The sequence below is a fragment of the Terriglobia bacterium genome (genome assembly GCA_035712365.1).
Lineage (GTDB): Bacteria > Acidobacteriota > Terriglobia > UBA7540 > UBA7540 > SCRD01.
The window spans coordinates 40,846-66,049 of record DASTAW010000064.1; the positions used below are offsets into that span (position 1 = coordinate 40,846).

Here is a 25,204-nt window from a genome sequence, read left to right on the forward strand (position 1 = left end):
GGAACCCTCGAGGGCCTCGGACGGGCATCACCAGTTCGAGGCCCTCGAACCACTCCTCCATTCATCGCACAAAGTTGAAGTCGGACCGATGGATAAAAGCCGCCATCGTTCTGGCTCGCTATGGTGATGATTGCGTGCGCGACCCTTACCTGTTTCGGCGCGCCACAACGCCTTCCGCCAGCCGAGAGTGAAATGCTTAAGCAGGAAATCCAGTTGCTCTCGGAGAGTAAATACGAGCAGGCCATCGGCGCGGTCAATCCCCCGAAGCAGGAGTCTCCGCTTGATCCGCGGCCTTATTCCTATTCAGGCATGCCGTTGACGCAGGCGGGTGGACTCCTGCCCGCGGCGCTGGAATTAAAGGAAGCCGTGCGCCTTAAACCGGGTGATCCCGTTTACCGTATATTTCTGGCCAACATCTATTCCCGCCTGAAGCAGAAAACCCATGCTCTGGCGATGATTCGCGGCCAGGACGCTTACGATGCAGGCAAAAGTGAAGAGGCGCGAGCCTTTGCAAAACATTGCGGCTTCGCCACATGGGACAATTCTAGAGAGAGGATGCAGCCTTGCACATGATCAGCCGAACGAGCCGGGTCCCTCTGATTGTTCGGGCGCTCCAGCACGGTGGCCGCACGGCCGTTGTCGATACCCAGAGGTCCTTCCCGTACAACGAACTGCTGGACGCTTCATCGCGTGTTGCAACGGCGCTGCTCGCTGGACGCCCGAACCTTCAGGAAGAGCGTGTGGCTTTCTTAATCAGGCCAGGATTTCCCTGGGTGGCGGCGCAGTGGGGAATCTGGCGGGCTGGCGGCATCGCAGTTCCCCTGCCGGCCGACTCGACGAGGCCTGAACTGGATTACATTCTCGACGATACCGAAGCATCGGCATTGCTGTTCGATGCTGAAGCGGAGCCGCTGATCGCGCCGCTTGCGGCAGCGCGTAACGTGCGCGCGTTGCCATTTGAGCAGCTTCTCGCCTGCCCATCACGAGAGCTACCCGATGTCCGCAGCGACCAGAGGGCCATGATTCTCTACACCAGCGGCACGACGAACCGGCCAAAGGGCGTGGTGACCACCCACGCCAACATTGCAGCACAAATTGTGAGCCTGGCAGAGGCATGGGAGTGGTCGGCGGATGATCGGATTCTCCTGTGTTTGCCGCTTCACCACCTGCACGGAATCATCAACGTGGTTTCTTGCGCGCTGTGGTCGGGCGCCACCTGCGAGATGCTGGCGCGCTTCGACGCGAATGCCGTCTGGGAGCGCATGGGCGGTATGACCCTGTTCATGGCTGTGCCGACGATTTATGTGAAACTCATCGCGGCATGGGAGGCGGCGTCGCCGGAACGCCGCGCCGCTCTCAGCCAGGCGTGCGGCAAGTTACGTTTGATGGTGTCCGGCTCGGCCGCGCTTCCGGTTGGCACGCTCGAGCGCTGGAAGGAAATCAGCGGCCACACGCTCCTCGAGCGCTACGGCATGACGGAGATTGGAATGGCCCTGTCAAATCCGCTCCGCGGCAAACGCGTGCCGGGCAGCGTCGGCGCTCCGCTGCCTGGCGTCGAGGTACGGCTGGCGGACGAGCGCGGCAGGACGGTGGCGTCCGGAACGCCAGGCGAGATCGAAGTCCGTGGTCGGAGCGTATTCGCAGAATACTGGGGCAAGCCGGAGGCGACGCGCGATGTTTTCCGAGATGGCTGGTTTCGCACGGGCGATGCCGCAGTTGTCGAAAATGGGGTTTACCGAATCCTTGGGCGTACGAGTATTGACATTCTCAAGACCGGGGGACACAAAGTGTCGGCGCTGGAAATTGAGGAGACTCTGCGCGGGCATCCTGCCGTCGCCGAATGCGCTGTTGTCGGGCTTCCCGATGCCGAGTGGGGAGAGCGCGTCGGTGCAGCTCTGGTGCTGAAGGCCGGCCATTCGCTCGATCTGCCGTCGCTTCGCGCCTGGGGGAAAGCGTTTCTCGCGCCGCACAAACTGCCTTCGCGGCTGCTCGTCCTGGATGCGCTGCCACGTAATGCGATGGGAAAAGTGATTAAGCCCGCAGTGGCGGCGACGTTTCAGAGGGCGGGCGGAGATGGCTCCGCCGTATAGGACGCTTTGTATTGGCATGCTGGCGTTTCTAGCAGTCCCTGCCGCCGGCTCTCAGTCCTGCTCATGCGACTTATGGCGACCACCAGAATAAAGTTGAGCACGAGAGCTACGAATCCAGCATTCAAGCCCATGAAAGGGTCTCTGCCGCTCAAGGTAAGGAACGTGACCGTTGCAATTCCGGCCACGAGCCCGGAAAAAACCCCCGCCCGGCTGGCGCGGCTCCAGTAGAGCCCCAGTACAACTCCCGGGAAGAACTGCGTCACTCCCGCGTAGCCGAGCAACAGCAGCGCCACAATCGTGCGCGCGCCCGAGAGCGCGAAAAGAAGCGCGGCCGCCATCAACACCACCGACGCTGCTTTAGCCAGTTTCGCGACATCGTCATCGCTCATCGATGGCGCCAGAATGGGCCGGACGAAATTCTTCGTGAAGAGTGCGGAGGCGGTCAGAATCAGGATGGCGCAAGGCACCATAGCCGTCAGCGCGCCCGCGCCGCCCACCACTCCCAAAAACCACGGCGGGAAGGTTCTTTGCACCACGGCCAGCAGCGAAAGATCGCCATCCGGCAGCCCGGGTACCACCAGGAGGGCGGCGAAACCTGCGAAGAAGATAAGAGGCAGCAGCAGCGTGTAGAGTGGCATCACCACCGCGTTCCGCCGTAGAGTGTCGGAACTCCGGGCGGTGAAGCTGGCGCCGAAATTGTGCGGCCACATGTAGACTCCGAAGGATGTGAGCAGGACAGTGGAAATGAACCACGCATGTCCCATATTGTGGGTTTGACCTGGCATGGTTAAATGCGCTGGATGGGTGCGGACAATCGCTCTGAACATGGGGCCGAATCCGCCGAACCAGTGGTAGGGAATGGCGATGCCGATCACCAGGGCGGCGCCGAGCAGCAGAATGTCTTTCAGCACGCTTACCAGCGCCACGGCTCGAACGCCGCTGGTAAAGACGAAGCCGGCCACCAGCGCGCCCCCAATCACCATGGCCGCCCGGGGACTGATCTGGCCGAAGCTGGCCACTTCCACGATGATGCCCATCCCCTTAAGCTGCAATTGCAGATAGGGGACGATGAACACCACTCCCACGATGGCAACCAGCGCGGCCAGGGCCTTGCTCCCGTATCGCCTCTCGAAGAAGTCGGACTGCGTCTGCAAGCCTTGCGCGCGAGCGATCTCCCAGAGTTGCGGAAGGATATAGAATGACACCACATACCCGAGCGTAAGGTAGTCAAGAATATAAAGCGTTGGACCGCCGCGCGAATAGGCCCAGCCGCTGGCGCCGAGGAATGAAAAGGTGGTGTAGACCTCTCCTGCCATCAACAGCCACACCAGCACGACTCCAAAACCGCGGCCCGCCACTGTCCACTGCTCGAGGTCCATCCTCCGGCTCGCGCCGGCCCGGAAACCAACGAACGAGCCTAAACCAACGATGGCAAGAATGATCAGGAGGGCGGTTGAGGAAGGGCTCATGGCGCTTCACTCTGGCGTCCGCCCGGATGGCGGGAATCGGCCCGCTTTTCAAAACGATAAGCGCCCCACAGGCAAAGCGGCGTCAGCAGGATCCATAGCATTAACCAGAAGATGTTGAAGGGAAAGCCCGCCACAAAGGGACGGATGCGGTCCCAAAGGGGGACCGTAAAGCACATCCCCGCGAACGGAACCAGGCCCAACATCAGGGCTGGCCATGTAGGCTTTCTCACGTTTTCTGCTCCTGATTCAGGCGCGCCAGCCAGGCAGTCGCCCGGCAACCGCGCACGCCGAAGTTCTCATCCTGCCACGGCGCACCCGCTTGGGCGCGGCCCGGGGAGCGAGACACTGAGCTGGAACCCGGTTGCCGGTCAATGGTAACCGCTTGCGCGGCGCCTCCGCAAGGAATTCGGGCGCGGAGCCGCCGGCGCAAGGAGACAGTGCGTCATTCCAGATGATACCCGGCAAATCACTCGAGGTATCCGCTGGTATCTCTAGCGGCACGCTTTGGCGGAGCAAATACGTATGACGGCTTTGTCTGAAATATATCCGGCCTTCGTTATGTTGGTGTGATCAATGGACTGACCGCGGGGCAGGCGCATCGCTTGGAAGAAGCGCCTGCACCATCTTATCCAGCAGGGCGGGATGCTCGAGGTAATCGGTAGCTCCCAGGTCAGTGGCTTCAGGGCGGAGATTCTGATGCGGCTTTCGGCCCATCACAACCACCGGGGCGTGGCATTGTGTCTCGCGGGCGTAACGAATAATCTCACGGCTGGCCTGGATGCCTTCGCCTAGATCGACGACCATATAGACAATGATCGCCAGCCGCAGGACGCCCTTGGCCGCCTGCGGTGTGGTGGCGGTGACGGGCGAGAAGCCCAGGCTGAGAAACATCGTCCGGTAGTAATCCAGAAACAATCGGTCGCTGCTGAAAATCAGCACCACGCAACCGCGGTAGTCTGCCACTTGGGTTTCCATTGATGCCGTGGGATTCATTGTTGCCTCCAGTCTGCATGTTGCGGGTTGGGAAAAGGGAAGGGCCCTTGGCAACCGGTCCCGGGATGAAGGGCAGGGGTGATGGCCTTTAAGGCTTCTGCTCTTCTGCGACGGCGGGCGTTTTCCGCAGCCGTCCGCCCCACCTGTGAGATGAGGTCCGTTTCAAACGGCGGAAGGATAAAGTCAAACGCTCCCTGCTCGATGGCTGATCGATAGGCCCTGGTGTCCGCGTGCTTTCCCACCACGATGACGTTGATCGGAACGGACATTTCACGGACCCGGTCAACGATTTGGACCCAGGCCCCGTCCGTGAGCGAAACCGCTGTGAAAACCACCTCGGGATGGGTCTGTTCAAGCAGGCGCAGGGCCGATTTGCAACTCCCGGCCATCCAGACTTCCATGCCCCGGCTCTTCAGGTGCGCTCGCAATTCGTCAAAGCAGGCGCTTCCGTCAGAAGCCAACAGGGCGAAGACCTTCTTTTGCGCCATTCTGTCCCCCTGCAAGGAGTTTGCAGAAACTCCAGGTCCCACAACCGCGGTGGGTTGTCCCCGTTTTCACGCGTCCAAGGAAGGTTCTACTTTATTGGAACCGGATGGGCGATGCAATTCGCTCTATTACGTATTTTTGTTCTACGTGGAATTACTTATGCCCCGGTTGCCACGCCGGCTGGCCGCACATTGAAGGCGCTGAAGCTCGGTAGCGATAAAGGGCTTACTCCAATCACCGTTTCTTTGTGCCTTCTCCAGCATTATGAATATCAGCAACGCCGAAGTGAGTATTATCTTGAACCGCTTTTGGGCAATAACCTGGCGAGGATGGAATTTTGCTGACTGCCCTTAATTAACCCCGCGAATTTGTTTCGGCCCCAAAACCCAGCGGTTGACAGGCTGGCCTGCCGAACCCCTCCCAATTCGTGCAGCATCCAATGGTAAGCTTCTCTTAGGCCGAAAGTGACTCTGCGGGGAAGGAGTTCCCTGCGGCACAGGAGGAAAAATGAAACGCTCTTTGTGTTTGCGCAGTGTACAACTGCGAGTCCTGGCGGTGGTGCTGTTGGTGGTCCTGGCGGCGCCGTGTCCGCTGCTGGATGCAGTGACAGGCGCGCCGGAGTTGCCCAATCCCGGGGAGGTCTCCATCAGCAAGCAGGAACAGGAGAAGCTGGGATTGAAGGTGGCAGGCGAGGTATACCAGCAAATGCCCATCCTGCCCGACTCTGATCCGGTCACGCAGTATGTGCAGCAGCTTGGCGGGCGATTACAGGCGGTGATCCCGAAGCAGTACGACTGGCCTTACCAGTTCCACGTGGTCCAGCAGAAAGAGATCAATGCCTTCGCACTTCCCGGCGGACCCATTTTCGTGAACCTGGGCACCATAGATTCAGCCGCCAATGAGGCACAACTCGCGGGCGTTCTGGGCCACGAGATGGCCCACGTTTACATGCAGCATTCGATCAAGCAAATGCAAAAGAACCAGGTGCCCAACGCAATTGCCGGGCTGGGCCAGATTCTCGGTCAGATGATTGGTGGTCTCGGCGGGGCGATCGCTTCAATCGGAGGTCAGCTTGGCGGCGGCATCCTGAGCATGAAGTATTCGCGTTCCGACGAAGCCCAGGCCGACGCGGTGGGGGCCATCATCATGTACAAGGCCGGCTATGATCCGCGTCAGATGGCGGTATTCTTCCAGACCCTCGAAAAACAGGGCGGCGCCGGCGGACCGCAATTCCTCAGTGACCATCCTAATCCCGGCAACCGATACGAAGCGGTCAGCAACGAAGTGCAGAAATGGCCGCCCGAGAGCTTCCGCACAAACACGGCGCAATTCACCGAGATTAAGCAGCAGGCGCAGCGCAAGAGGGCCTACACCGCCCAGGAAATCGCGCAGATGGCCAAGAATGGCCAGATTCACAACACCGGTATGCCCGCGGACATGCCAGGACCCGGCAGCATGGGAAACGTCAGTCTATCCGACGTAATGCCCCGTGGCCGTTTTCAGCCGTTGAATACGCAGGCGTTCTCAATTGAGCATCCGAGCAACTGGCAGACCAATCAGGACCAGCAGGGCGGCGGAGTGACCATCGCCCCGGAAGCCGGCGTGAGCCAGAGCGGAATTGCCTACGGGACCATGATCAGCGCCTTTAAGCCGCAGAATGCCGGAAACCTGGGTGAGGCCGTACAGGAACTGGTCTCGAGCCTGGCGCAGCAAAATCCCGGACTGCGCGTCACCGGCAGCCGCAACATCACGGTCAATGGTGTACGGGCCAAATCGGTGGACTTGAAGGGGCAGTCGCCGATCGGGTCCGATGGACGGCCTCTCCAGGAGCACGATTGGCTGGTGGCGCTGCCGTACCAGCAAAACCGGGTGATCTATCTCGTATTCATCGCGCCGGAGCGCGACTTCTCCAGGCTGCGGCCCACATTCGAGCAGATGCTGCGAAGCTTCCGCCTGGACCAGGGCTAGGCACTGAGCGGTGCGCTTACCCTCGCGGGTCCATGCGGGTTAAAATCTCCCTATGACCTCAAAGGCACTTGCCTGGGCGCACCCTCTGGTCCGCGATTGGTTTGTGGAGCGGTTTGGCGCTCCGAGCGAACCGCAGGAACAGGGCTGGCCGCACATCATTGCGGGAAGAGACGTCCTGATCTCCTCTCCGACAGGTTCCGGCAAAACGCTTGCGGCGTTTCTTGCGTGTATTGACCGCCTGGTGCGACAGGGGACCGATGGCGGGCTCCCGGACCACGTAGCGGTCCTTTACGTCTCGCCACTGAAGGCCCTCGGAAACGACATTCACAAAAACCTCGAAATTCCCTTGCGCGGGATCACGGACCTGGCCGCGCGGCGAGGAGTAGCGCTTGCCGAGATTCGCGCGGCTGTGCGCTCCGGTGACACGCTGGCGCCGGAACGGCGGGCCATGCTGAAGAACCCGCCGCAAATTCTCGTGACCACACCCGAATCGCTTTACATCCTGCTGACGGCTGAGAAAAGCCGGGCGATTCTGCGGCAGGTAGAGACGGTCATTGTGGATGAGATCCATGCCGTGGCGGACGATAAGCGCGGGGCGCACCTGGCCCTGTCGCTCGAAAGGCTTGATGCGCTGGTGCGCGCAGCCAATCCTGGCCGGCCCGCGCCGATTCGAATCGGACTGTCTGCCACGCAGAAGCCCATCGAGGAGGTCGCGCGATTTCTGGCGGGGGCGGAACGTCCTATGCCTGAGATTGTTGATGTGGGCCATCGGCGTGCCATGGACCTCGCGGTGGATGTCCCGGCCGGGGAACTGGGGCCGATCGCCACGGAAGAAATGTGGGGAGACGTATATCACCGTATTTCTGAACTCGCTTTTCAGCACCGCTCGACCCTGGTCTTTGTTAATACGCGCCGGCTGGTGGAGCGCCTGGCGCATCATCTGGCCGAGCGGCTTGGAGAGGAAGCCGTCGCGGCCCACCACGGCAGCCTGTCCCGCAAAATTCGGCTCGAGGCGGAGAGGCGGCTGAAGTCCGGCGAAGCCCGTGTGATGGTGGCCACAGCCTCGTTGGAACTAGGCATTGATATCGGGATGGTTGACCTGGTATGCCAGATTAGCTCGCCCCGTTCCATAGGCGTTGCCCTGCAGCGAATCGGGCGCGCCGGACATTGGCGGGGCGCAGTGCCGAAAGGCCGCCTTTTCGCGATGACCAGGGATGATCTGGTCGAGTGTGCTGCTTTGGTGAGGGCCATCCGCCAGGGTGACCTCGACCGGCTCGAAATTCCCGTGGCCCCGCTCGACATCCTGGCGCAACAGATCGTCGCCATGTGCGCATGTGAAGAATGGAAAGAGGACGAACTGTTTCTGCTCGTGCGGCGCGCTTACCCTTATGCCAGGCTTTCACGGCGGGACTTTGACGAGATGATCGCCATGCTGTCCGAGGGAATCTCTGCCCGGCGCGGACGCCACGCAGCGCTGCTGTTTCGCGACCGCATCAATGGCCGGGTGCGTGGCCGCAGGGGAAGCCGTCTGGCGGCAATCACCGGTGGCGGAGCAATTCCTGACAGCGCGCTGTTCTCCGTGGTGTCCATGCCGGAAGGCACGGTGGTGGGTACAGTGGACGAAGACTTTGCCGTGGAGAGTATGGCGGGCGATATCATGCTGCTGGGAAACACTTCATGGTGCATTCGCCGCGTGGAGGCTGCGCGCAGCCGTCTGCTGGTGGAAGACGCGCACGGCGCCGCTCCCAACGTTCCTTTCTGGAGAGGCGAAGCTCCGTCACGCACAGCCGAACTCTCAGCTCAAGTGGCCGGCTTGCGCGAGGCCGTTGCTGGCATGGCTGCTAACCCGGCCGGTGCGGGCGGTTCGCAGGGCGGGGCTATTGACTGGCTGAAGCGCGAATGCGGCTTGGATGAATTGGGGGCCGGGCAGTTGATTGCGTATCTCCGTGCCGGACAATCGGTGCTGGGCGTGGTTCCCAGCCAGCGAGTCGTGGTTGCCGAGCGCTTTTTTGACGAAGCAGGAGGGATGCAACTCATCCTCCACGCGCCCTTCGGCGGACGGATCAACAAGGCCTGGGGACTGGTGCTCCGCAAGCGCTTTTGCCGGTCGTTCAATTTTGAGCTGCAGGCGGCAGCCACCGACAATGGGTTGAACATCTCTCTGGGCGAGCAGCACAGTTTTCCACTTGCTGATGTATTCCGTTTTCTCGACGTTCAATCGGTTGAGGCGGTCCTTCAACAGGCCGTGCTGGCATCGCCGATCTTCAACAACCGGTGGCGCTGGAATGCCAGCCGCTCACTGGCGCTTCAGCGGTTCCGCCAGGGCCATAAAGTTCCCATCTACATCCAGCGAATGCAGGCGGACGATCTGCTTGCCGCTGTGTTCCCCGAGGCGGCGGCTTGCCAGGAGAATATTGTCGGCGACATCCACATTCCTGATCATCCCCTGGTGCGCGAGGTAATGAAGGACGCTCTCACGGAAGCGATGGATATCGACGGCCTGAAACGCCTCCTCGGGGATATTTCCAGCGGCGCTATCGAGTGCCGCGCAATAGATACCCCTGCGCCCTCCGCGTTCTCGCACGAGATTTTGAATGCCAATCCGTACGCATTCCTTGACGACGCTCCCCTTGAAGAGCGCCGCGCCAGGGCCGTTGAACTTCGCCGGGTTTTGCCGGAATCGATAGCGCGTGAAGTGGGCCGGCTGGATTCTGCCGCAATTGAGCAAGTATGCCGCGAGGCCTGGCCTGATGTGCGTGACGCGGATGAACTGGCCGATGCGCTCCAGACGTTGGTTGCGTTGCCGGAGAATTTTGTGGCGCCGGAAGGCGGACCGGTGGCAGAAGCCTGGGGCGCATACTTCGCTGAGCTCAAAACGACCGGCCGCGCGATGCGCGCAACTTGCCAGGGCGCTCATCATTGGGTTGCGGCAGAAAAATCAATGACGTTTCAGTCGATCTTTCCTGGGTCGCAGTTTGATGGCGCGGCTTGTGGCATTGAAGATCCAGCTCCTTCAGGTGAAGACGCACTCTGGGAATTGGCGCGAGGCTGGATGGGCCATCTGGGGCCCGTCAGCGCAAATGGCCTGGCACAAATGCTGGGCTTGCCACCGCAGGAGATTGAGCAGGCGCTGCTGCGGCTGGAGGCTAGTGGAAGCATCCTGCGCGGCCAGTTTACCGCCTGTGGAGTCGAGGAGTGGTGTGACCGCCGGCTGCTGGCGCGAATCCATCGTCTGACACTCGGGACACTGCGCTCGCAGATCGCGCCGGTGACTCCATCGCAGTTTATGCGGTGGCTCCTTCGCTGGCAACACCTGGCGCCGGGAACGCAAGCGCACGGCGAGCGGGGGCTGCTGGAAGTCCTCCGTCAGTTGCAGGGTTTTGAAGTCCCGGCCAGTTCCTGGGAGACGCAGATTTTGGCCCCGCGCGTTGCCGGTTACGACCCTCAGTTGCTTGACCGCCTCTGCCTGACGGGCGCTGTGGGTTGGGGAAGGATGTCGCCGCATCCGGCCATTCTGGCGCATGCGGAAGTCAGTGAAGGCAGGGAAGCGGACTATCATCGCGTGGTTCCTTCCAGCGTGGCGCCGATCGCGTTTTTCCTTCGTGACGAGGCTGACTGGGTAGGATTGGACGGCCCGCAACAAGGCAGGGGGAAGGAGGCGCTGAGCCCTGCCGGACGGCGCGTGCTCGAATTCCTTGAGCAACGCGGGGCATCATTTTTCGCGGATATCGTTCGCGGGAGTGGCCGGCTGAAATCGGAGGTGGAAACCGCGCTCTGGGAACTCGTGGCCGCGGGTCGCGTGACGGCAGATGGTTTCGATAACCTGCGGGCCCTGATCGATCCGAAGCGGCGCTCTGGACAGGGACGCGGGCGCGCCACCCGGCCGCGCCACAGCACCGGCCGCTGGTCCCTGCTGCCCGATCAAGCGCCTGACCGGCTGCGGGCGCTGGAATCCGTCTGCAAGGCGCTTCTGGAACGCTACGGCGTGGTTTTCCGCGACCTGACGGCCCGCGAGAGTTTTCCGCTGAAGTGGCGCGAATTGCTGCAGGTCTTTCGCCGCATGGAGGACCGTGGAGAAGTACGTGGTGGGCGCTTCGTGGACGGCTTCCTTGGCGAACAATTCGGTCTGCCCATAGCCGTGGAGTCGCTCCGCGCGATGCGCAAAACCCTTCCTTCAGGTGAAATCGTATTCCTTTCCGCATCCGACCCACTCAATCTGGTCGGCATTGTCGTCCCGGGAGAACGTGTTCCAGCTCTTTCGAAGCAGCAGATCATTTTGAGGGATGGCGCATTTGGCGGGACCACAAAAAAGAACGCCACGGATGGTATTCACCTGAATCCGGCTCCCCAAAAACAAACGGCATTGCGCGCCACCGGGAAATACTGGTAATCTATCTGCGCCAACCGGGAACGCGAATGCAGGAGGGTCCCGAGATTGGCGGTCACAAGCCTGCCTTGACCGTGAGTGTCATACGTTTTTGTGAACTTGACAGAGAAGCGCGATCTATATAAATTCGGCAAAATTCGGACTCAATGTGAGTTGAGGACCAACCAGCAGAGGAGATAACGAAGATGATGACGAAATCGCAGATTGTGGCTCACCTGGCGGATAAGAATGGGTTGCAAAAAAGGCAGGCGGCCGCACTTTTAGAAGAACTGGCGGCACTGGCAGAAAAAGAGACCAGGAACACCGGACAGTTTGTAGTTCCCGGCTTTGGAAAAGCCGTGAAGGCCCACCGTAAGGCCCGGAAAGGCCGCAATCCTCAGACGGGCGCGGAAATCAAGATTCCGGCCCGGACCGTTGTAAAATTCCGCCTTGCCAAGGCATTTAAAGATGCCGTTGTTCCTGCTAAAAAGAAGAAATAACTGAGAGCCGGTTGTCCCTGGAATCTGGCCGATTCCGCGATACCCGTCCGCCCAGTGGCTTAGCCTGGGCGTTGTCCGTTTATTGGAGAGGCCGACCAAAGATCCTTGTCGAGCGGGGAGAATGGCCGAGATCCTTCAGGGCGGTTCGGCCGCCATAGCTGTCAGGTCTTGTTGACCCGAAAAGGCAGACAAGCGTGTGCTTGGCGGCATGATCTCAGGAATTGAAGCTACCTCAGGCGTTGGTGGACCGCGACCGCTTCGCGGTTGGCTCGCGTCACCGCCTTTACAAATTGCGTGTAGGGCTGGTCGTGGATGTTGACGAGCCCATAGTTCGAGTTTTCGCCGTCGAAGCGGCCCTCATGGGGTTCATCACACCATTCGAACCAGTGATAACCAACAGCTTCAGGCAGACTTTCCAGCCATTTCACGTAGTTCGTGTAAGCGCGGGAGCGCGCTGCCTGGTTTGGCACCTTGGGTCCGGCGCCCTGCGTATTGGGGAGGCCGGAGTCCTCGGCTCGGAAGGCGAATTCCGCCACCAGGACGGGGCGACGCGTCAACCTGTAGATGTGCCTGACAGTCGGGCGTGGATCGAACCGGTAAACGTCCACTGACACCACGTCGGTATGGTCCGAAGCGCGCAGCACCGGATCAGGCGGGGTCCCTGCAAACTTGGCGCCGAGATAAAGATGGTTGGGGTCGGCTTCGTGGATTGCGCCGGCGCAGACCTGAAAGTACCGCCGGGCGACCATGCCCAGGAATTCCGAGTTGTCGGCCTCGAACGCCTTTGTTCCAGCTTCAGCAGGAACATCTGCAAAACTTTTTGCGTGGACACCCCATGCCTGATTGAGCTTCTGGATCTGGCCGGAATACCTTTGCTTCAGGAAGTCAATTGCGTGTTGCCTGCCAGGAGCGTCTGACGGCAAATTCAGATACATTGCCAGCATGTTCTGCTTACCGCGCCAATCGGGCCCCCAGCGCAGTTCGTTGTCGCTGAAGTAGCCGATCAATTCAGGGTCCTGCGCTCGTGGTCCGCACTCTTCCTTCGCAATCTTCTGTGCCGTGGCTTCGAAGCGCGGGCTATACACGTCCACGGGAACTCCTTTGAGCCAGTCGGCGCCGGAGCTGGTGGCGATGTCGAGAATCACCGCGTATGGCATCGTGCGGCCCCACAGGGCGGGATCCGACCACGATCCAATGCTGTTGAACGCCCAAAGACTTAAACGCTTCGTCTCAGCCTGGATCCAGGCATTCTTGTCGGGATAAATCGTCGAAATATTTTCGAAGTAGGGATGTTGTGTGGTCCCGTGGATGACATCGCCGCGGTAGGATATGTTGTTGACCCCGATGGAAAGCGCGAGACTGCCCGAGGGGGCGACAAACCACCATACGCCCGAGCGTTGTTCGACGCGAAAGTAGCCTTCCGCGGGGCGAAGTGGCGCTGGCGCGAAGAAGAGGCAACTCAATAGTAAAGTCAGTATCACCAGTTTCCTCTCCATCCTGCTCAACCTCCTCCCAAAACGAATGGCTCCAAAATTGGAGCCATGCCGAAACCCTTTTAGCTGGCTGCAACGCCGTCTGCCTCTATGGCTGCTTCGATCGCCAGCGCGGCGGCGCCCACAACACCGGAGGGTTCCGCGATTTGTGCTTTGACAACCGGTACCTTCCGGCAAAGCAGATAGCGGGTACGCCAATCGATTTCCTTCTGAATCGGACCCAACAGAAAATCACCAGCCTGGGTGATTTGTCCGCCCAGTATGACGACTTCGGGATCGAGCACGTGAATCAAGCCCGCGATGGCGCTTCCGAGAATAAAGGTGGCCCTCTCGACTGCAATTCGAGCAACTTCATCGCCCTTTTGGGCAAATTCAAAGATGTCATTGCAAGACGGAGGCCGCGAACCCGTCTCAAGAAGTTGCGTTTTGACCCCGCGATGCATGGCTGCAAAGACCTCCGCCTCGATGGCGCGCGCGGAAAAGAAAGTTTCCAGGCATCCGCGGTTCCCACAGATGCAGAGGCCGCCGTTAGGATCAACAGTGAGGTGCCCAAGGTGACCGGCCACTCCGCCGGCCCCGCGAATAATCTTGCCGTCCGCCAGGATTGCACCCCCAACGCCGGTGCCAAGCGTCAGCATGATGGCATTTCGCCGGCCCCGAGCTGCTCCCCAGATGTGTTCTCCCACAAACGCTACGCGAGCATCATTATCGGCGGCGACCGGGCACCCAGCCGGAACAAAAGGCGAGATCATTTCGCTCAAGCAGCGGCCTTCCAGATAATTCAGCTCGCCCGGCAGCGCTATCACTCTCGTCGAGTGCGGATCAATAATGCCTTTGCATCCGATGCCCACACCCTGAATCTTTACCTCACCAATGCGGAGGCTCCCCGCGAGCTCCTTCATTGCTCCCTCAAAATCTCCCATTGTCCTGGGTGTAGGCGCCCGGTGGGATGTTATGATACTGCCTTTGCCGTTGACCAGGGCAGCTTTGATTTCGGTTCCGCCGATATCCAGGCCAAGAACAATCAAGTTGGAGGAACTTTTCTGGTCCGTCTCCATGGTGGTACTGTCATAGTCGAATGGCGGCGGGTTGTCAACAGTGTATTACCCTGATTGCGGGGACACAGCCACTCGGGGTGCAATGCAGGTATTCAAGCTGGGCACGGCGTTAAGGGTTGACCTGGTTCAAGTTAATTTGATATACGCGATGTGCAGGGTCATATGAGTGCTGCGGAACAATACTTCGAAAGGACCTTCCAGCTCCTCAAGGAGCTTCGAGAAAAGGAGCTGCCCGCCATCCAGCAGGCCGCCGAAATCTGCGCCTCGTCCATTGCTCAGGGAGGGTTGGTTTTCCTGTTTGGCAACGGCCACTCGCGCATGATGTGCGAAGAAATGACGCCGCGCCAGGGAGGTTTTCCGGGTTTTGTCGCACTGGTTGAACAGTCTCTTTCAAACCACGCCGCGATAGTGGGCGTCAACGGTCTGCGGGCCCCGCTTTTTCTGGAGAAATACGAAGGGTACGCCGAACAAATCCTCCGCGGATTTCGCTTCGGTCCGCACGATGCCTTTATCATCATCTCAACCAGCGGCATCCGTCCCGTCGTGGTGGAGATGGCTGCGGGCGCCAAGAGGCGTGGATTGCCCGTCATCGCCATTGTTTCCCGCGCCCATTCGGACCAGTCGCTTCCTGCCCATTCGTCGGGCAAAAAGCTCATCGATTTTGCAGATGTCGTCATTGATAATCATTGCCCACCGGGTGATTGCGTGGTGGAGTTGCCCGGTCTCGAGTGGCGCACCGGACCCGCTTCAACGGTGACGGGGGCGGCCATCATGAATATGCTGCGTTGCGAGGTGGCCGAGCGTCTGCTGGCCCGCGGAATCAAGCCGGAGCTGCTGCCCAGTCACCAGTTCGTTGGAAACACCAGCGCCGAGGAGCAGTTGGAGCGGTTTTACGAAGCCTATCGAAGGAGCCTTCGCCACCTCTATGAATAATGTCCGGATCGCCATGCTCGGCTCGGGCTTCGTCGCGGAGTTTTATTTGCAAGGGCTGGCCAATGTCAACGGGCAGCGCGTCGTGGCGAATTTTTCGCGGAGCCGCGCCCGGGCAAAAGAGTTCGCCCGGCGATGGGCGGTCCCTGAGCCCACTACCAACCTCGATTCGCTGATTGCCCGGCCCGACATTGACCTTTATGTGATTGCGCTGCCGAACGAAGCCCACCTGCCAGTTTCGCTTGCTCTGTCACGCGCCGCCAGGAACCAGGTTTGCACCAAGCCCCTGGGCCGGAACCGCCGCGAGGCTAAGGCAATGCTAGACGCGGCAAAACAATCGGGCGCAATGCACGGCTATGCGGAAACGGAAGTCTTTGCTCCTTGTGTTGTGCGCGCCTGGGAGACCATCCAGCAGGGCGGAATTGGCCGGGTGCTGTGGGTCCGTTCCAGGGAATCGCACGGCGGTCCGCACAGCCCTCATTTCTGGGACATTGAAAAGACGGGCGGCGGCGCCATGAATGATCTCGGCTGCCATTGCATTGCGGCTGCGCGATACTTCTTTGGCAAGGACGATCCGATTGTTGAAGTGATGGCCTGGGGCTCCCGGCTGGTCCATCACAAAAAGACCGAGGGCGAAGACAACGCTCTGCTGGTGCTCAAATTCAAGAGCGGCGGTATTGGCCACTGCGAATTGTCCTGGACCACCAAAGGCGGTCTGGACCTGCGCAACGAGGTCCACGGTTCCGAAGGCTCGATTTTTACTGACGTCACTCGCGGCACTCCGATCACGAGTTTTTCCACCCGGTCGGCCGGCTATGTTGTCGAGAAGGCGGAGATTGATTTTGGCTGGACCCGGCCGCTGCCTGAGGAGGCTTTCGCCTACGGATATCAATCCGAGATGAAGCACTTTGTCGAGTGCGCCGCAAAGCGGGCGATACCCCGCGAAACTTACCATGACGGATACATTGTCAATTGTGTTCTTGAGGCGGGTTACCAGTCGATGCGCTCTTCGCGATGGGTGCGAGTCAAGTCCTGACCGCCGGTGTGTATGGACCACGTTCTGCTGATTACCGGTTCAAGCGGAATTGCCGAGGCCACCGCGTTGCTGGCGGGGCGGGGAAATTACAAGGTCTTCATCGCCGGCAGGGATGAATCACAATGCCGCGAGTTGAGCGCCAGGATCGCTGGCTCCGGCTATTTCGCCGGCGATTTGCGGGAAGCTTCAGCGGCGGAAGGCGCCATTTCCGGTTGCATGAAACATTTTGGTCGCGTCGATGCGGTTTTCAATGTGGCAGGAGTAAGCGGGCGGCAGTTTGGAGACGGGCCTGTCCACGAATGCTCGGTGGAAGGCTGGGACAAGACACTGGAGGCGAATGCCAGGCCAACTTTCCTGATGTGCCGCGCGGCGGTGCGCCACTGGCTCGCAATGGGCCGTCGCGGAACGATTCTGAACATGGCCAGCGTGCTGGCATTTTCTCCTGAGCCGTGTCACTTTTCGACCCACGCCTATGCAGCGAGCAAAGGCGCCATCATTTCTATGAGCCGGGCCATGGCGGCGCACTATGCTGCACACGGCATCCGGGTGAACGTGATCGCTCCCGCTCTGGTGGAGACTCCCATGAGCGCCCGCGCGCAAGCCGATCCGGAAATCGTGGAGTTTATCCGGCAAAAGCAGCCGTTGAGCGGGGGCTTTCTTGAAGCCGCGGATGTGGCAGAAACCGCGCTATTTCTGCTGAGCGAACGTTCGCGGCACGTGACGGGGCAGGTGGTGGCCATTGACGGAGGATGGTCAATTACAGGCTGAGCTATGAAGCAGCGCCCACTTCGAACCACCGTGATCGGAAGCTATCCCTTTCCTGGCTGGCTGGAGTTCGCTTCCACTCATCTCGATCAATTCGGTCCCGCCGATCTGGAGGAGATGCTGGATGACGCTGTTGGCGCGGCGGTGAAGGACCAGCTCGATGCTGGCCTGGATGTGATTACCGATGGCGAGCAGACGAGGCTCGATTTCAATCTCTCGTTCTACGGTTTCCTCTCCGGGATTGCCGCGGAACCCGAGCCGGCGCGCCGGTTGGGTCCGCCAGGGCACGACCAGCGGGGCAAGCACAAGGTGACGGGCAAGATCGAAGCCCCGAAAGGCCTTGGGACGGTCTGCGATTTCGAACGCCTGAAGCGCATCGCCCCAGCGGGCGCGGCCCTTAAGAGCAGCGTGCCGGGCCCCTTTACGCTGAGCGGCCGGTTGGTTCCAAACGAATCCTATCGAGACCGTTACGCGCTTACCGAAGCGCTGGTTCCCATCGTGCGGCGCGAACTCGAGTCATTGGTGCAGGCTGGCTGCCAGGAAATCTGCGTTGATGAACCTTCCATGAGCTGTTATGCGCATCGTGAAGATCCTCGAAGGTTCGTCGATATCTTTCGGCGCACTACGGAAGGCGTTCGGGGGCGCTGCTGCCTTTCCACGCACTTGTGCTTTGGCAATTACAAGGGCCGGGCGGTGGCGCCGCGACGTTATGCGCCCATGTTTCCCGCGTTTCTCGACCTGCCGGTGGACGAAATGCATTTTGAAATGGCCAGCCGCGAGTTTGCCGAACTGGACCTGATCAAGCCCGTGGCTGAGCGCATGGACGTGGCTGTTGGCGTGATCGACGTGAAGAGTTATTACATCGAGACGCCAGATGATGTGGCCGCGCGCGTCCGTGGCTGCCTGCGGTTCGCGCCTGCCGAGCGGCTTTCGCTGGCTCCTGATTGCGGGCTCAGCCAGACGGCGCGCTGGGCATCGAAGCGAAAACTAAAGGCGCTGGTGGAGGGCGTGAAAATCGTCCGCAAAGAACTGGGCATCGAATGATCCGGCCGGTCTTGCAGGATGAAGAATTCCTGGCCGACGTTCGTGCCGCGGACCTGGACGACGGCCACTTTCGTTTGTGGTGGCTGGGGCAGAGCGGGTTCCTGGTTCAATGGCGCGGCAGCCATTTGCTGCTCGATCCTTACCTGTCCGACTCATTGACCAGGAAGTACGCAGAAACCGATAAGCCGCACATCCGAATGACCGAGCGGGTTGTGGATCCTTCGGCCCTCGACTTTATTGATGTGGTCACATCGAGCCACAACCATACAGACCATCTGGACGGTGAAACTTTGCGCCCGCTGCTGCGGGTGAATCCAAGCTTAAAAATCGTTGTGCCGGAAGCAAATCGCCACGTTGTGTCCGAGCGTTTGGGCATTGATCCACAGTTGCCGATGGGCGCGCGAGACGGAGAGTCTGCCGTGGCTGGAGAATTCAGGCTGACGGCAATTCCTGCTGCGCACGAAGAGGTGGGCCCGGGATATGTTGGTTACGTTGTGCAGTTCGGTCCGTGGACTGTTTACCACAGCGGCGACACGCTTCTCTATGACGGCATGGCGGAGCGGCTGCGGAAGTTTGCGGTCAACGTGGCCCTTCTGCCCATTAATGGCCGCGCTCCCGAGCGGCGAGTGGCCGGCAACCTGAATGCCCGTGAGGCCGCCGCACTCGGGAAGGCCATCGGCGCGCGGCTTGTCATTCCCTGCCACTACGAGATGTTCACATTTAACACCGCTGACCCGCGTGAGTTTGTCGAAGCCGCAGAGGCGATTGGCCAGCCATACCACGTTCTGCGGTGCGGGGAGCGATGGGAAAGCCGGAGCATGGGGGAGCGATAGACATCGCAGCTCCGCTCCTCAAGAAAGGACAGCCATGAGACGTCGCGAGCTCTTGTTGATGGGACCGGCGGCCCTGCTGAGCGTGGCCGCAAAGCGTTATCAGGCCAGCAGGCTATCGGTCGAGGGCTACATTTTTCAGCAGTACGCGGAGCGGCAGCACAAGGAGCTTGGGGACGTTCTCGACGAAATCTTTCCCATGGCCCGCAATGCCGGGTTCCGCAATATTGAATTGAACCAGGGCTTCCTGACCCCGGAACTTCGCAGCCGGGTGCTGGAACTGGTGGGCGTGAACAACCTGCGCATGCCATCGGTCTATGTTGGCGGGCCGATGCACCAGCGCACTCTGGCTGAGCGCACCATCGGCCAGGCGCTCGAGATTGCGGCCCTTTGCAGGAACCTGGGGTGCCGCGCCGTGATCAACAATCCGGACCCCAAGCCGCACGACGTTCCAAAGACCGATGACGAACTTGCAGTCCAGGTGAAGATGCTTGACCTGATGGGACGCGAACTGGCGAAGCGTGGCTTTCAGTTCTGGACCCACGCACACGCTCCGCAGATGGCCGACAACGCGCGCGAGTGGCGATACAACCTTCGTCACACCGATCCCAAATATGTCTGGGTTTGTCTGGACATCGACTGGGTTTACCAGGGCGGCCAGGACCCCATGGAACTGTTGCGAGAAGCCGGACACCGCGTCGCCAGCCTGCATCTCAGGAATTCCCGCAATAAGTTGTGGCTGGAATCTTTTACCACCGGCGACATTGATTATTCCCAAATCGCTTCGTACATCAGGAAGATCAACCTGAAGCCGCTACTGGTGGTCGAACTCGCCTATCGAAGAGAGACCGTAGTTACTCGGCCGCTCGAAGAGGATTTGCGCCTGAGCCGGATCTATGCGGAGCGGGTTTTTGGTCTCCATTCATGATGATGTCGTAAGGGGGATGACACAATGGCCAGGAAGCGAATTTCACGAAGGCAGTTTATGGCATCCACGGTGGCGGGAGTTGCCGTCACGGGAATGAAAGGGTTGCCCCCGAGCGGCGGCGAGGCGGGCGAGAATAAATTGGCCGTTGGAGCGCCCAATGCCGGGCCCCGCATCACACAATCACTGAACGCCGGCTGGAGATTCAAAAGGCAGGGATCGCCCGGCTCGGGGACAGAACCGGAATTCGTCGGCGCGGAACGGCCCGATTATTCTGACGGTGCGTGGGAAACGGTGGTGGTCCCGCACACCTGGGACGTTGGTCCCGACAACCCATTTTGCACCTCGGACCATTTTCGCGGGCTGGGCTGGTATCGCCGCGAAATCGAGATTCCGGCGGGATGGCGAGGCCGCCGTGTGTGGATTGAATTCAAGGCAGTATTTCAGGTGGCGGACGTTTACCTCAACGGCCATCATCTGGGCCGACACGTGGGAGGTTTCACGGGATTCGGGTTTGACTTGACGGACCATCTGGAATTTGGCGGAAAGAGCCTGCTTGCCGTGCGGGTGAATGATGTGCTGGACCCGAATATTGCTCCGGCAAATGAGACGAACGTTCCCGGGTATGGCGGCATTTACCGGACAGTTTCATTGGTCGTCATACATCCCCTTCACGTGCAGCGCAACGGGACCTGGGTTGCTGCCGGGCAATCAGCAGACAAAACGACGCTTCGAATTCGAAGCTGGGTCGAGAATCAGAGCTCCCAAACGCGAAGCTTCAACCTTAAAAGCCTTATCCTTGACGCCGAGGGCAGGGAAATAGCCGGGCCCGATATCAACGAAAATGTTGGCCCCAACGCCGTGAAGGAAATCGACCAGACCATCCCAGTGACCAACGCGCGTCTCTGGTCGCCCGATGACCCGCACCTTTATGAGTTGGTGAGCACCGTTTCCGAAGGCGGAAGAATCACTGACCGCTACCAAACGCCGTTCGGCATTCGTTTCATGGATCATGACGCAGCCAACGGATTCACGCTCAACGGCAAACCGATTGTTCTGCGTGGCGTGGACCGTCGCCAGGACTACGGCTTTCTCGGGGATGCCGTTCCAGAAGCGATCGGCGTCAAAGACGTGCGCCTGATGAAGGAGATGGGCGTGAACTTTGTCCGCACCTCACATTATCCCCAGGACCCGGCGGTGATCGACGCGTGTGACCGGCTGGGAATCCTCGTCTGGGAAGAGGTGCCGAACATCAAAATCCACATGTACCACGCGCCTCTGGATGAAGAAGAAAACATTTACGCGACCCGCTTCCCGCGCGGTCTGATGTCGAACATCAAACACCAATTGAAAGAAATGGTGGAGCGCGACCGCAATCATCCTTCCATCGTCATCTGGGGCTTTGCCGATGACCTGAGCAGTTACCAATACCCGCAGGACTTTATGGAACTCTCGGACTACACGCATTCGCTTGACCCCGCACGCTGGACGGCCGGGCGATGCGCGCACGTAACCGACATCATCGACGCCACAACGATCGAGGACCTGGTGCAGGCGCATAAGGAGCATCCTGAGAAGAAATACATCTGGAACGAGTGGGGATCGTTTCACTGCGAACGCGGGCGTGAGGGTCCGGCGCTGGTTCGGAAAGGGCGCAGCGTTGTTTTTGCGGATAGTGAAGCGGCGTTGGCCTGCGAAGGGTACTTGATGCAGTGGAACGCGCTGCCCTGGCTGGGTACCGCTAAATGGTGCATGTTCGACACCGGCGAGGCCAACGGGACCGCGACGCGTACGCTTTGGGAGTCCCGGGACGGCCGCATAACTCTCCGCTGGCCGTTTAATGATTACTTCGGAGTTGCTGACATGTGGCGCCTGCCGAAGGAGGCTTATTTTCTGTTTCAGGCCGAGTGGACGGAGACGCCTATGGTCCACATCGCAGGCCATTGGACCTGGCCAGAGTACGCGGGCCGAATCCGCATTGTGAGGATTTATAGCAATTGCGATACGGTGGAACTTTTTCTTAACGGGAAAAGCCTGAGCGTTCGTAAACCCGCCTCGCAAGAACGTGTCTGGCAGGATTTTCGAACCCTGGTAAACCAATTTCGGGACACGGAGGAATTGAGCGGACAGTTTACACAGGAGCGCTTTCCGGGCGCGCATCTCAAGCATCCGCCCTTCGTGTGGGATGACGTTATTTACCAGCCAGGAGTGCTGTTGGCGATGGGAAAAAAAGGGAATACGACGGTCAGGCATCAGATTCGTACCGCGGGGCAGGCAAGAAGCATCGTGCTAAAGCCGGACAAGGAATCGCTGATGGCCGATGGAGCCGACGTGATTTTCGTCGAAGCTGATGTGGTTGACTCCGCCGGGACGGTTGTTCCAACAGCCCAGAACTGGATCGCGTTTTCCGCAACCGGCCCTGGACGCCTGCTCGGCGGCACATCGGAAATCGATGCGATCTCGGGAATCGCTGCCATCAATCTTCAGAACACTGGTGAAACAGGGGAAGTTGTTATCCACGCCGCTTCGCCTGGTCTCGAATCGGCCTCCCTGCGAGTGTCTGCAGAAAACTGAGCGAGGGCTGCACGGGGCCGTCCCGGCCTCGGTTGCAAGGAATGGCTCCTAGCTGATAGAGTTGAATTCTCGCGCCTGTAGCTCAGTTGGATAGAGCGGCAGACTTCGAATCTGTAGGTCGGGGGTTCGAGCCCCTCCAGGCGCGCCATTCCAACTCCAGGGACACCGGACAGCTTGGTGGTTCCAAACACGCACGCAGCAGGCAGTCGCGCTTCTATTCGTTCGCATAGAGAAATCAGTTGTTCGGTGTCAGAGTGAAGCGAGGCTTGATCTAAAGTATCAGTTGAAGTTAACCTTCCCGGCAGTTAGGCTGACTGGAATTACAAGCGGGTCGAGCTTCTGGGACGAATTACTCCGGAATCGCCGCCCGCCTGAGAATGTTTGTCCAATTGCGCCAGAGTCCGGACAAACATCCTGGGCGGGGAGGTGGTCAACTGAGCCAAGTTCGGATAACTCGGGCTAGCCATTGAAATAATTCTTTGCAACCTGGCGCACGGAACCTAGCGCGCTGTAGATCCAGCCCGTATCCAATTGGTACGACTGGACCCAATTTTCTGGCTGGCTCCACAGAGAGCGAACCCTTTGCCAATAGATAGAACTGGTGATGTAATCTCCGCCCATGGCCATCGTAAAATCTTCCGGGGGCCTGCTAGGAAGGAACTCCCCGTAAGCGTAGTTCTTTGACACGAAGTCTGCGGCCCGATTCCAGTAAGATCGCGCGACGGTACTTTGGTTGTCCTTCCATGACGCGGTTGCATTTAAGGAAGGAGGTTCACTTCGAAGGCGCATGACCGGGTGGATCGATTCGTAAAGAAAGATGCCGCCCAGAAGCATCACGGCAATCAGCCCTAATCCACCCTGGCGGACGGGCCGGTGGGCGCTTTCCACTCCGTAAAGATCCCCAATGACAGAAAAGGTGCTGCTCATGCTACTCTCCAATCGACCCTGCAATGATCAACCTGAGGCAGCAAAGGTGCTGGTGCTGCTCACAACCCGGGGGCGCGAAAGCCAAAAGCGATACAGGAGAACCTATATCCCCCGCTTGCCCCGAGGGGATATATATTCTTCGTATAACAGTACTGGCAAGTTACCCACCAATCTCTAAGCTGTTGAAAAATATGTCTCGATATGTCTCAACCTGTGCAAAAATTACCTGATGAGAGCAATTCAGGCTCGTCCGATTGTTTGTTTCTAAGCTATCAGCTAAGGAAGCTTGTGGCCTTCGCAGAGTGTACCAAAATGGAGCAATCGATCGCAGGTGGCAAAGCGCTCCTTTCGTCTTGGCAAACCGGATTGTACTTAGATCTGAAGAGTTTAATCGGAGGTCAGTGTGACGAAATCGTCCGGCGTTAATTTGCTCGGAAACACTCGATCGCCGCAGTATGACCTGCTGCTGAAAGGCGGACACGTCATTGATCCCGCTAACCGCATTGACCGCAAGATGGATATAGCCGTCGGGATCGGGAAAATCACCGCAGTCGAGCCTGACATCGCGCCCAGCCGGGCGGGAAAGGTGGTGAATGTCCACGGGCTTTATGTAACGCCCGGGTTGGTGGATATCCACGTCCATATTGGTTACGGCGGAGCGCCAGACAACTGGTATTCGTCGAATGCCCCGTCTCACATCCCGCCTTTTGGCGTGCCGGCTGACCTCATGTTGACTTCAGGAGTCACCAGCGTAGTGGACACCGGAAGCGCCGGCGCTGAAACATTTCTTCGCGAAAAGCAGATGGTAATGGACCGGGCGCAGATCCGCGTGCTGGCTTTCCTGAATATTGCTGCCAACGGGATGAACGGCGGGCTGGAGCAGCAGGTCGATCAGATGGACCCGCAAGTGTGCGCGGAGGTTATCCAAAAGCATCGCGACGTGATCGTGGGAGTGAAGACGGCGCACTACTGGACCACGAAGCCCTGGGATGCCGGGCACCCGCCCTGGGGGGCAGTCGATCGCGCGCTCGAATGCGGACGCCTTGCGAAAGTCCCGATGATGGTAGACTTCTGGCCGCGGCCGCCAAGACGCTCCTATGCAGAGCTTATCTTGAAAAAGATGCGGCCCGGCGACATCCACACGCACGTGTTTGCCCAGCAGTTTCCCATCATCCTTCCAAACGGACGCATCAACCCGATCATGTGGAAGGCGAAAAAGCGCGGAGTGATTTTCGACGTTGGGCACGGCGCGGGGAGTTTCTGGTTCCGGAACGCGGTACCGGCGGTGGAACAGGGATTTCTGCCGGACTCGATTTCCACGGACCTGCACTCAAGGAGCATGATCGGGCCGGCGCAGAGCATGACGAACGTCATGTCGAAATTTCTGGCTATGGGCGTGCCTCTGGCAGACGTGGTCCGGCGCTCGACGCTGAATCCGGCCCGGGAGATCAACCGTCCCGATCTCGGCACACTGTCAGTAGGTCAGGAGGCTGATATCGCCGTCCTCGAGAAACTTGAAGGCGAATACAGCTATGCGGACAACGGGAATGCCCGGCTAAACGGCCATGTGAAACTGGATGCTCGAATGACGGTGCGGGCGGGAAGGATTCTCTATGATCCCGCTGGTCTGAGCATGGTTGATTGGCGGGAGGCCCGCAAGCAATATTTCAAGCCTCCGAGGCTCGGATCGAGCCGGCCTTCGACGGCAGACGATTACCCGCGCATTTAAGTTGCAGCCACGGCAGGCTGA

At 59.5% G+C, this 25,204-nt stretch carries 21 protein-coding genes and 1 tRNA gene; 15 read left to right on the forward strand and 7 right to left on the reverse strand.

Annotation, left to right across the window (positions count from 1 at the left end; genetic code table 11):
- The first annotated feature begins 192 nt into the window (after positions 1-192).
- Positions 193-573, forward strand: a complete 381-nt coding sequence (locus VFQ24_18970) for a hypothetical protein (GenBank protein HET9180440.1) — start codon at positions 193-195, stop codon at positions 571-573.
- Positions 570-2,090, forward strand: a complete 1,521-nt coding sequence (locus VFQ24_18975) for an acyl-CoA synthetase (GenBank protein HET9180441.1) — start codon at positions 570-572, stop codon at positions 2,088-2,090. The genes VFQ24_18970 and VFQ24_18975 overlap by 4 nt, the downstream gene beginning before the upstream one ends.
- On the opposite strand, the gene VFQ24_18980 is transcribed toward VFQ24_18975, so the two are convergent.
- The 4 genes from VFQ24_18980 to VFQ24_18995 form a co-directional block, all read right to left on the reverse strand.
- The gene (locus VFQ24_18980) at positions 2,057-3,559 is read right to left on the reverse strand and encodes a sodium:solute symporter family protein (protein ID HET9180442.1); all 1,503 of its coding nucleotides are present in this window, start codon (positions 3,557-3,559) and stop codon (positions 2,057-2,059) included. The two genes, VFQ24_18975 and VFQ24_18980, sit on opposite strands and share 34 nt — an antisense overlap.
- Positions 3,556-3,789 carry a DUF3311 domain-containing protein gene (locus tag VFQ24_18985; protein HET9180443.1) on the reverse strand — a complete coding sequence of 78 codons (234 nt, stop codon included), beginning with the start codon at positions 3,787-3,789 and terminating at the stop codon, positions 3,556-3,558. The genes VFQ24_18980 and VFQ24_18985 overlap by 4 nt, the downstream gene beginning before the upstream one ends.
- Positions 3,790-4,129: 340 nt before the next feature.
- A complete protein-coding gene (locus VFQ24_18990; protein HET9180444.1) occupies positions 4,130-4,552 on the reverse strand; it encodes a response regulator in 423 nt (140 codons plus the stop codon).
- On the reverse strand, positions 4,549-5,040 hold the full coding sequence (locus tag VFQ24_18995) for a response regulator (GenBank protein HET9180445.1): 492 nt from the start codon (positions 5,038-5,040) through the stop codon (positions 4,549-4,551). The genes VFQ24_18990 and VFQ24_18995 overlap by 4 nt, the downstream gene beginning before the upstream one ends.
- Before the next feature lie 111 nt (positions 5,041-5,151).
- Between VFQ24_18995 and VFQ24_19000 the strand changes: the two genes are divergently transcribed.
- The 4 genes from VFQ24_19000 (at position 5,152) to VFQ24_19015 (ending at position 11,872) form a co-directional block, all read left to right on the forward strand.
- On the forward strand, positions 5,152-5,382 hold the full coding sequence (locus VFQ24_19000) for a hypothetical protein (GenBank protein ID HET9180446.1): 231 nt from the start codon (positions 5,152-5,154) through the stop codon (positions 5,380-5,382).
- A gap of 163 nt (positions 5,383-5,545) precedes the next feature.
- The gene (locus tag VFQ24_19005; protein HET9180447.1) at positions 5,546-7,006 is read left to right on the forward strand and encodes a M48 family metallopeptidase; all 1,461 of its coding nucleotides are present in this window, start codon (positions 5,546-5,548) and stop codon (positions 7,004-7,006) included.
- Positions 7,007-7,058: 52 nt separating this feature from the next.
- Positions 7,059-11,396, forward strand: a complete 4,338-nt coding sequence (locus VFQ24_19010; protein ID HET9180448.1) for a DEAD/DEAH box helicase — start codon at positions 7,059-7,061, stop codon at positions 11,394-11,396.
- Positions 11,397-11,569: 173 nt separating this feature from the next.
- Positions 11,570-11,872, forward strand: coding sequence for an HU family DNA-binding protein (locus VFQ24_19015; GenBank protein ID HET9180449.1), 303 nt, complete (start codon positions 11,570-11,572; stop codon positions 11,870-11,872).
- A gap of 227 nt (positions 11,873-12,099) precedes the next feature.
- On the opposite strand, the gene VFQ24_19020 is transcribed toward VFQ24_19015, so the two are convergent.
- The gene (locus VFQ24_19020; GenBank protein HET9180450.1) at positions 12,100-13,368 is read right to left on the reverse strand and encodes a beta-agarase; all 1,269 of its coding nucleotides are present in this window, start codon (positions 13,366-13,368) and stop codon (positions 12,100-12,102) included.
- 59 nt (positions 13,369-13,427) lie between these two features.
- On the reverse strand, positions 13,428-14,423 hold the full coding sequence (locus VFQ24_19025; protein HET9180451.1) for an ROK family protein: 996 nt from the start codon (positions 14,421-14,423) through the stop codon (positions 13,428-13,430).
- Positions 14,424-14,585: 162 nt separating this feature from the next.
- Between VFQ24_19025 and VFQ24_19030 the strand changes: the two genes are divergently transcribed.
- The 8 genes from VFQ24_19030 to VFQ24_19065 all read left to right on the forward strand — a co-directional run bounded on the left by VFQ24_19030 (position 14,586) and on the right by VFQ24_19065 (position 22,675).
- Positions 14,586-15,356, forward strand: a complete 771-nt coding sequence (locus VFQ24_19030) for an SIS domain-containing protein (protein HET9180452.1) — start codon at positions 14,586-14,588, stop codon at positions 15,354-15,356.
- Positions 15,349-16,389, forward strand: coding sequence for a Gfo/Idh/MocA family oxidoreductase (locus tag VFQ24_19035; GenBank protein HET9180453.1), 1,041 nt, complete (start codon positions 15,349-15,351; stop codon positions 16,387-16,389). Before VFQ24_19030 ends, VFQ24_19035 begins: the two co-directional genes overlap by 8 nt.
- A gap of 12 nt (positions 16,390-16,401) precedes the next feature.
- The gene (locus VFQ24_19040; GenBank protein ID HET9180454.1) at positions 16,402-17,157 is read left to right on the forward strand and encodes an SDR family oxidoreductase; all 756 of its coding nucleotides are present in this window, start codon (positions 16,402-16,404) and stop codon (positions 17,155-17,157) included.
- Positions 17,158-17,160: 3 nt separating this feature from the next.
- On the forward strand, positions 17,161-18,198 hold the full coding sequence (locus VFQ24_19045; protein HET9180455.1) for a methionine synthase: 1,038 nt from the start codon (positions 17,161-17,163) through the stop codon (positions 18,196-18,198).
- Positions 18,195-19,031: an MBL fold metallo-hydrolase gene (locus VFQ24_19050; protein ID HET9180456.1), complete on the forward strand. Its 837-nt coding sequence runs from the start codon at positions 18,195-18,197 to the stop codon at positions 19,029-19,031. The genes VFQ24_19045 and VFQ24_19050 overlap by 4 nt, the downstream gene beginning before the upstream one ends.
- A gap of 34 nt (positions 19,032-19,065) precedes the next feature.
- A complete protein-coding gene (locus tag VFQ24_19055; protein HET9180457.1) occupies positions 19,066-19,956 on the forward strand; it encodes a sugar phosphate isomerase/epimerase in 891 nt (296 codons plus the stop codon).
- Positions 19,957-19,980: 24 nt separating this feature from the next.
- Complete coding sequence (locus VFQ24_19060) at positions 19,981-22,527, forward strand: glycoside hydrolase family 2 TIM barrel-domain containing protein (protein HET9180458.1); 2,547 nt, start codon at positions 19,981-19,983, stop codon at positions 22,525-22,527.
- 71 nt (positions 22,528-22,598) lie between these two features.
- Positions 22,599-22,675, forward strand: a tRNA-Arg gene (locus VFQ24_19065).
- Between the two features lie 311 nt (positions 22,676-22,986).
- On the opposite strand, the gene VFQ24_19070 is transcribed toward VFQ24_19065, so the two are convergent.
- Positions 22,987-23,454 carry a hypothetical protein gene (locus tag VFQ24_19070; GenBank protein HET9180459.1) on the reverse strand — a complete coding sequence of 156 codons (468 nt, stop codon included), beginning with the start codon at positions 23,452-23,454 and terminating at the stop codon, positions 22,987-22,989.
- A gap of 403 nt (positions 23,455-23,857) precedes the next feature.
- Here VFQ24_19070 and VFQ24_19075 point away from each other — a divergent pair, with 403 nt between their 5' ends.
- Complete coding sequence (locus tag VFQ24_19075) at positions 23,858-25,183, forward strand: amidohydrolase/deacetylase family metallohydrolase (GenBank protein HET9180460.1); 1,326 nt, start codon at positions 23,858-23,860, stop codon at positions 25,181-25,183.
- Positions 25,184-25,204: the final 21 nt, after the last annotated feature.

Excerpts from the sequence above, each read along its gene's own strand:
- VFQ24_18970 (HET9180440.1), top strand. The coding sequence starts at position 193 with ATGCTTAAGCAGGAAATCCAGTTGCTCTCGGAGAGTAAATACGAGCAG.
- VFQ24_18975 (HET9180441.1), top strand. The coding sequence starts at position 570 with ATGATCAGCCGAACGAGCCGGGTCCCTCTGATTGTTCGGGCGCTCCAG.
- VFQ24_18980 (HET9180442.1), bottom strand. The coding sequence starts at position 3,559 with ATGAGCCCTTCCTCAACCGCCCTCCTGATCATTCTTGCCATCGTTGGT.
- VFQ24_18990 (HET9180444.1), bottom strand. The coding sequence starts at position 4,552 with ATGAATCCCACGGCATCAATGGAAACCCAAGTGGCAGACTACCGCGGT.
- VFQ24_18995 (HET9180445.1), bottom strand. The coding sequence starts at position 5,040 with ATGGCGCAAAAGAAGGTCTTCGCCCTGTTGGCTTCTGACGGAAGCGCC.
- VFQ24_19000 (HET9180446.1), top strand. The coding sequence starts at position 5,152 with ATGCAATTCGCTCTATTACGTATTTTTGTTCTACGTGGAATTACTTAT.
- VFQ24_19005 (HET9180447.1), top strand. The coding sequence starts at position 5,546 with ATGAAACGCTCTTTGTGTTTGCGCAGTGTACAACTGCGAGTCCTGGCG.
- VFQ24_19010 (HET9180448.1), top strand. The coding sequence starts at position 7,059 with ATGACCTCAAAGGCACTTGCCTGGGCGCACCCTCTGGTCCGCGATTGG.
- VFQ24_19020 (HET9180450.1), bottom strand. The coding sequence starts at position 13,368 with ATGGAGAGGAAACTGGTGATACTGACTTTACTATTGAGTTGCCTCTTC.
- VFQ24_19025 (HET9180451.1), bottom strand. The coding sequence starts at position 14,423 with ATGGAGACGGACCAGAAAAGTTCCTCCAACTTGATTGTTCTTGGCCTG.
- VFQ24_19030 (HET9180452.1), top strand. The coding sequence starts at position 14,586 with ATGAGTGCTGCGGAACAATACTTCGAAAGGACCTTCCAGCTCCTCAAG.
- VFQ24_19035 (HET9180453.1), top strand. The coding sequence starts at position 15,349 with ATGAATAATGTCCGGATCGCCATGCTCGGCTCGGGCTTCGTCGCGGAG.
- VFQ24_19040 (HET9180454.1), top strand. The coding sequence starts at position 16,402 with ATGGACCACGTTCTGCTGATTACCGGTTCAAGCGGAATTGCCGAGGCC.
- VFQ24_19045 (HET9180455.1), top strand. The coding sequence starts at position 17,161 with ATGAAGCAGCGCCCACTTCGAACCACCGTGATCGGAAGCTATCCCTTT.
- VFQ24_19050 (HET9180456.1), top strand. The coding sequence starts at position 18,195 with ATGATCCGGCCGGTCTTGCAGGATGAAGAATTCCTGGCCGACGTTCGT.
- VFQ24_19055 (HET9180457.1), top strand. The coding sequence starts at position 19,066 with ATGAGACGTCGCGAGCTCTTGTTGATGGGACCGGCGGCCCTGCTGAGC.
- VFQ24_19060 (HET9180458.1), top strand. The coding sequence starts at position 19,981 with ATGGCCAGGAAGCGAATTTCACGAAGGCAGTTTATGGCATCCACGGTG.
- VFQ24_19070 (HET9180459.1), bottom strand. The coding sequence starts at position 23,454 with ATGAGCAGCACCTTTTCTGTCATTGGGGATCTTTACGGAGTGGAAAGC.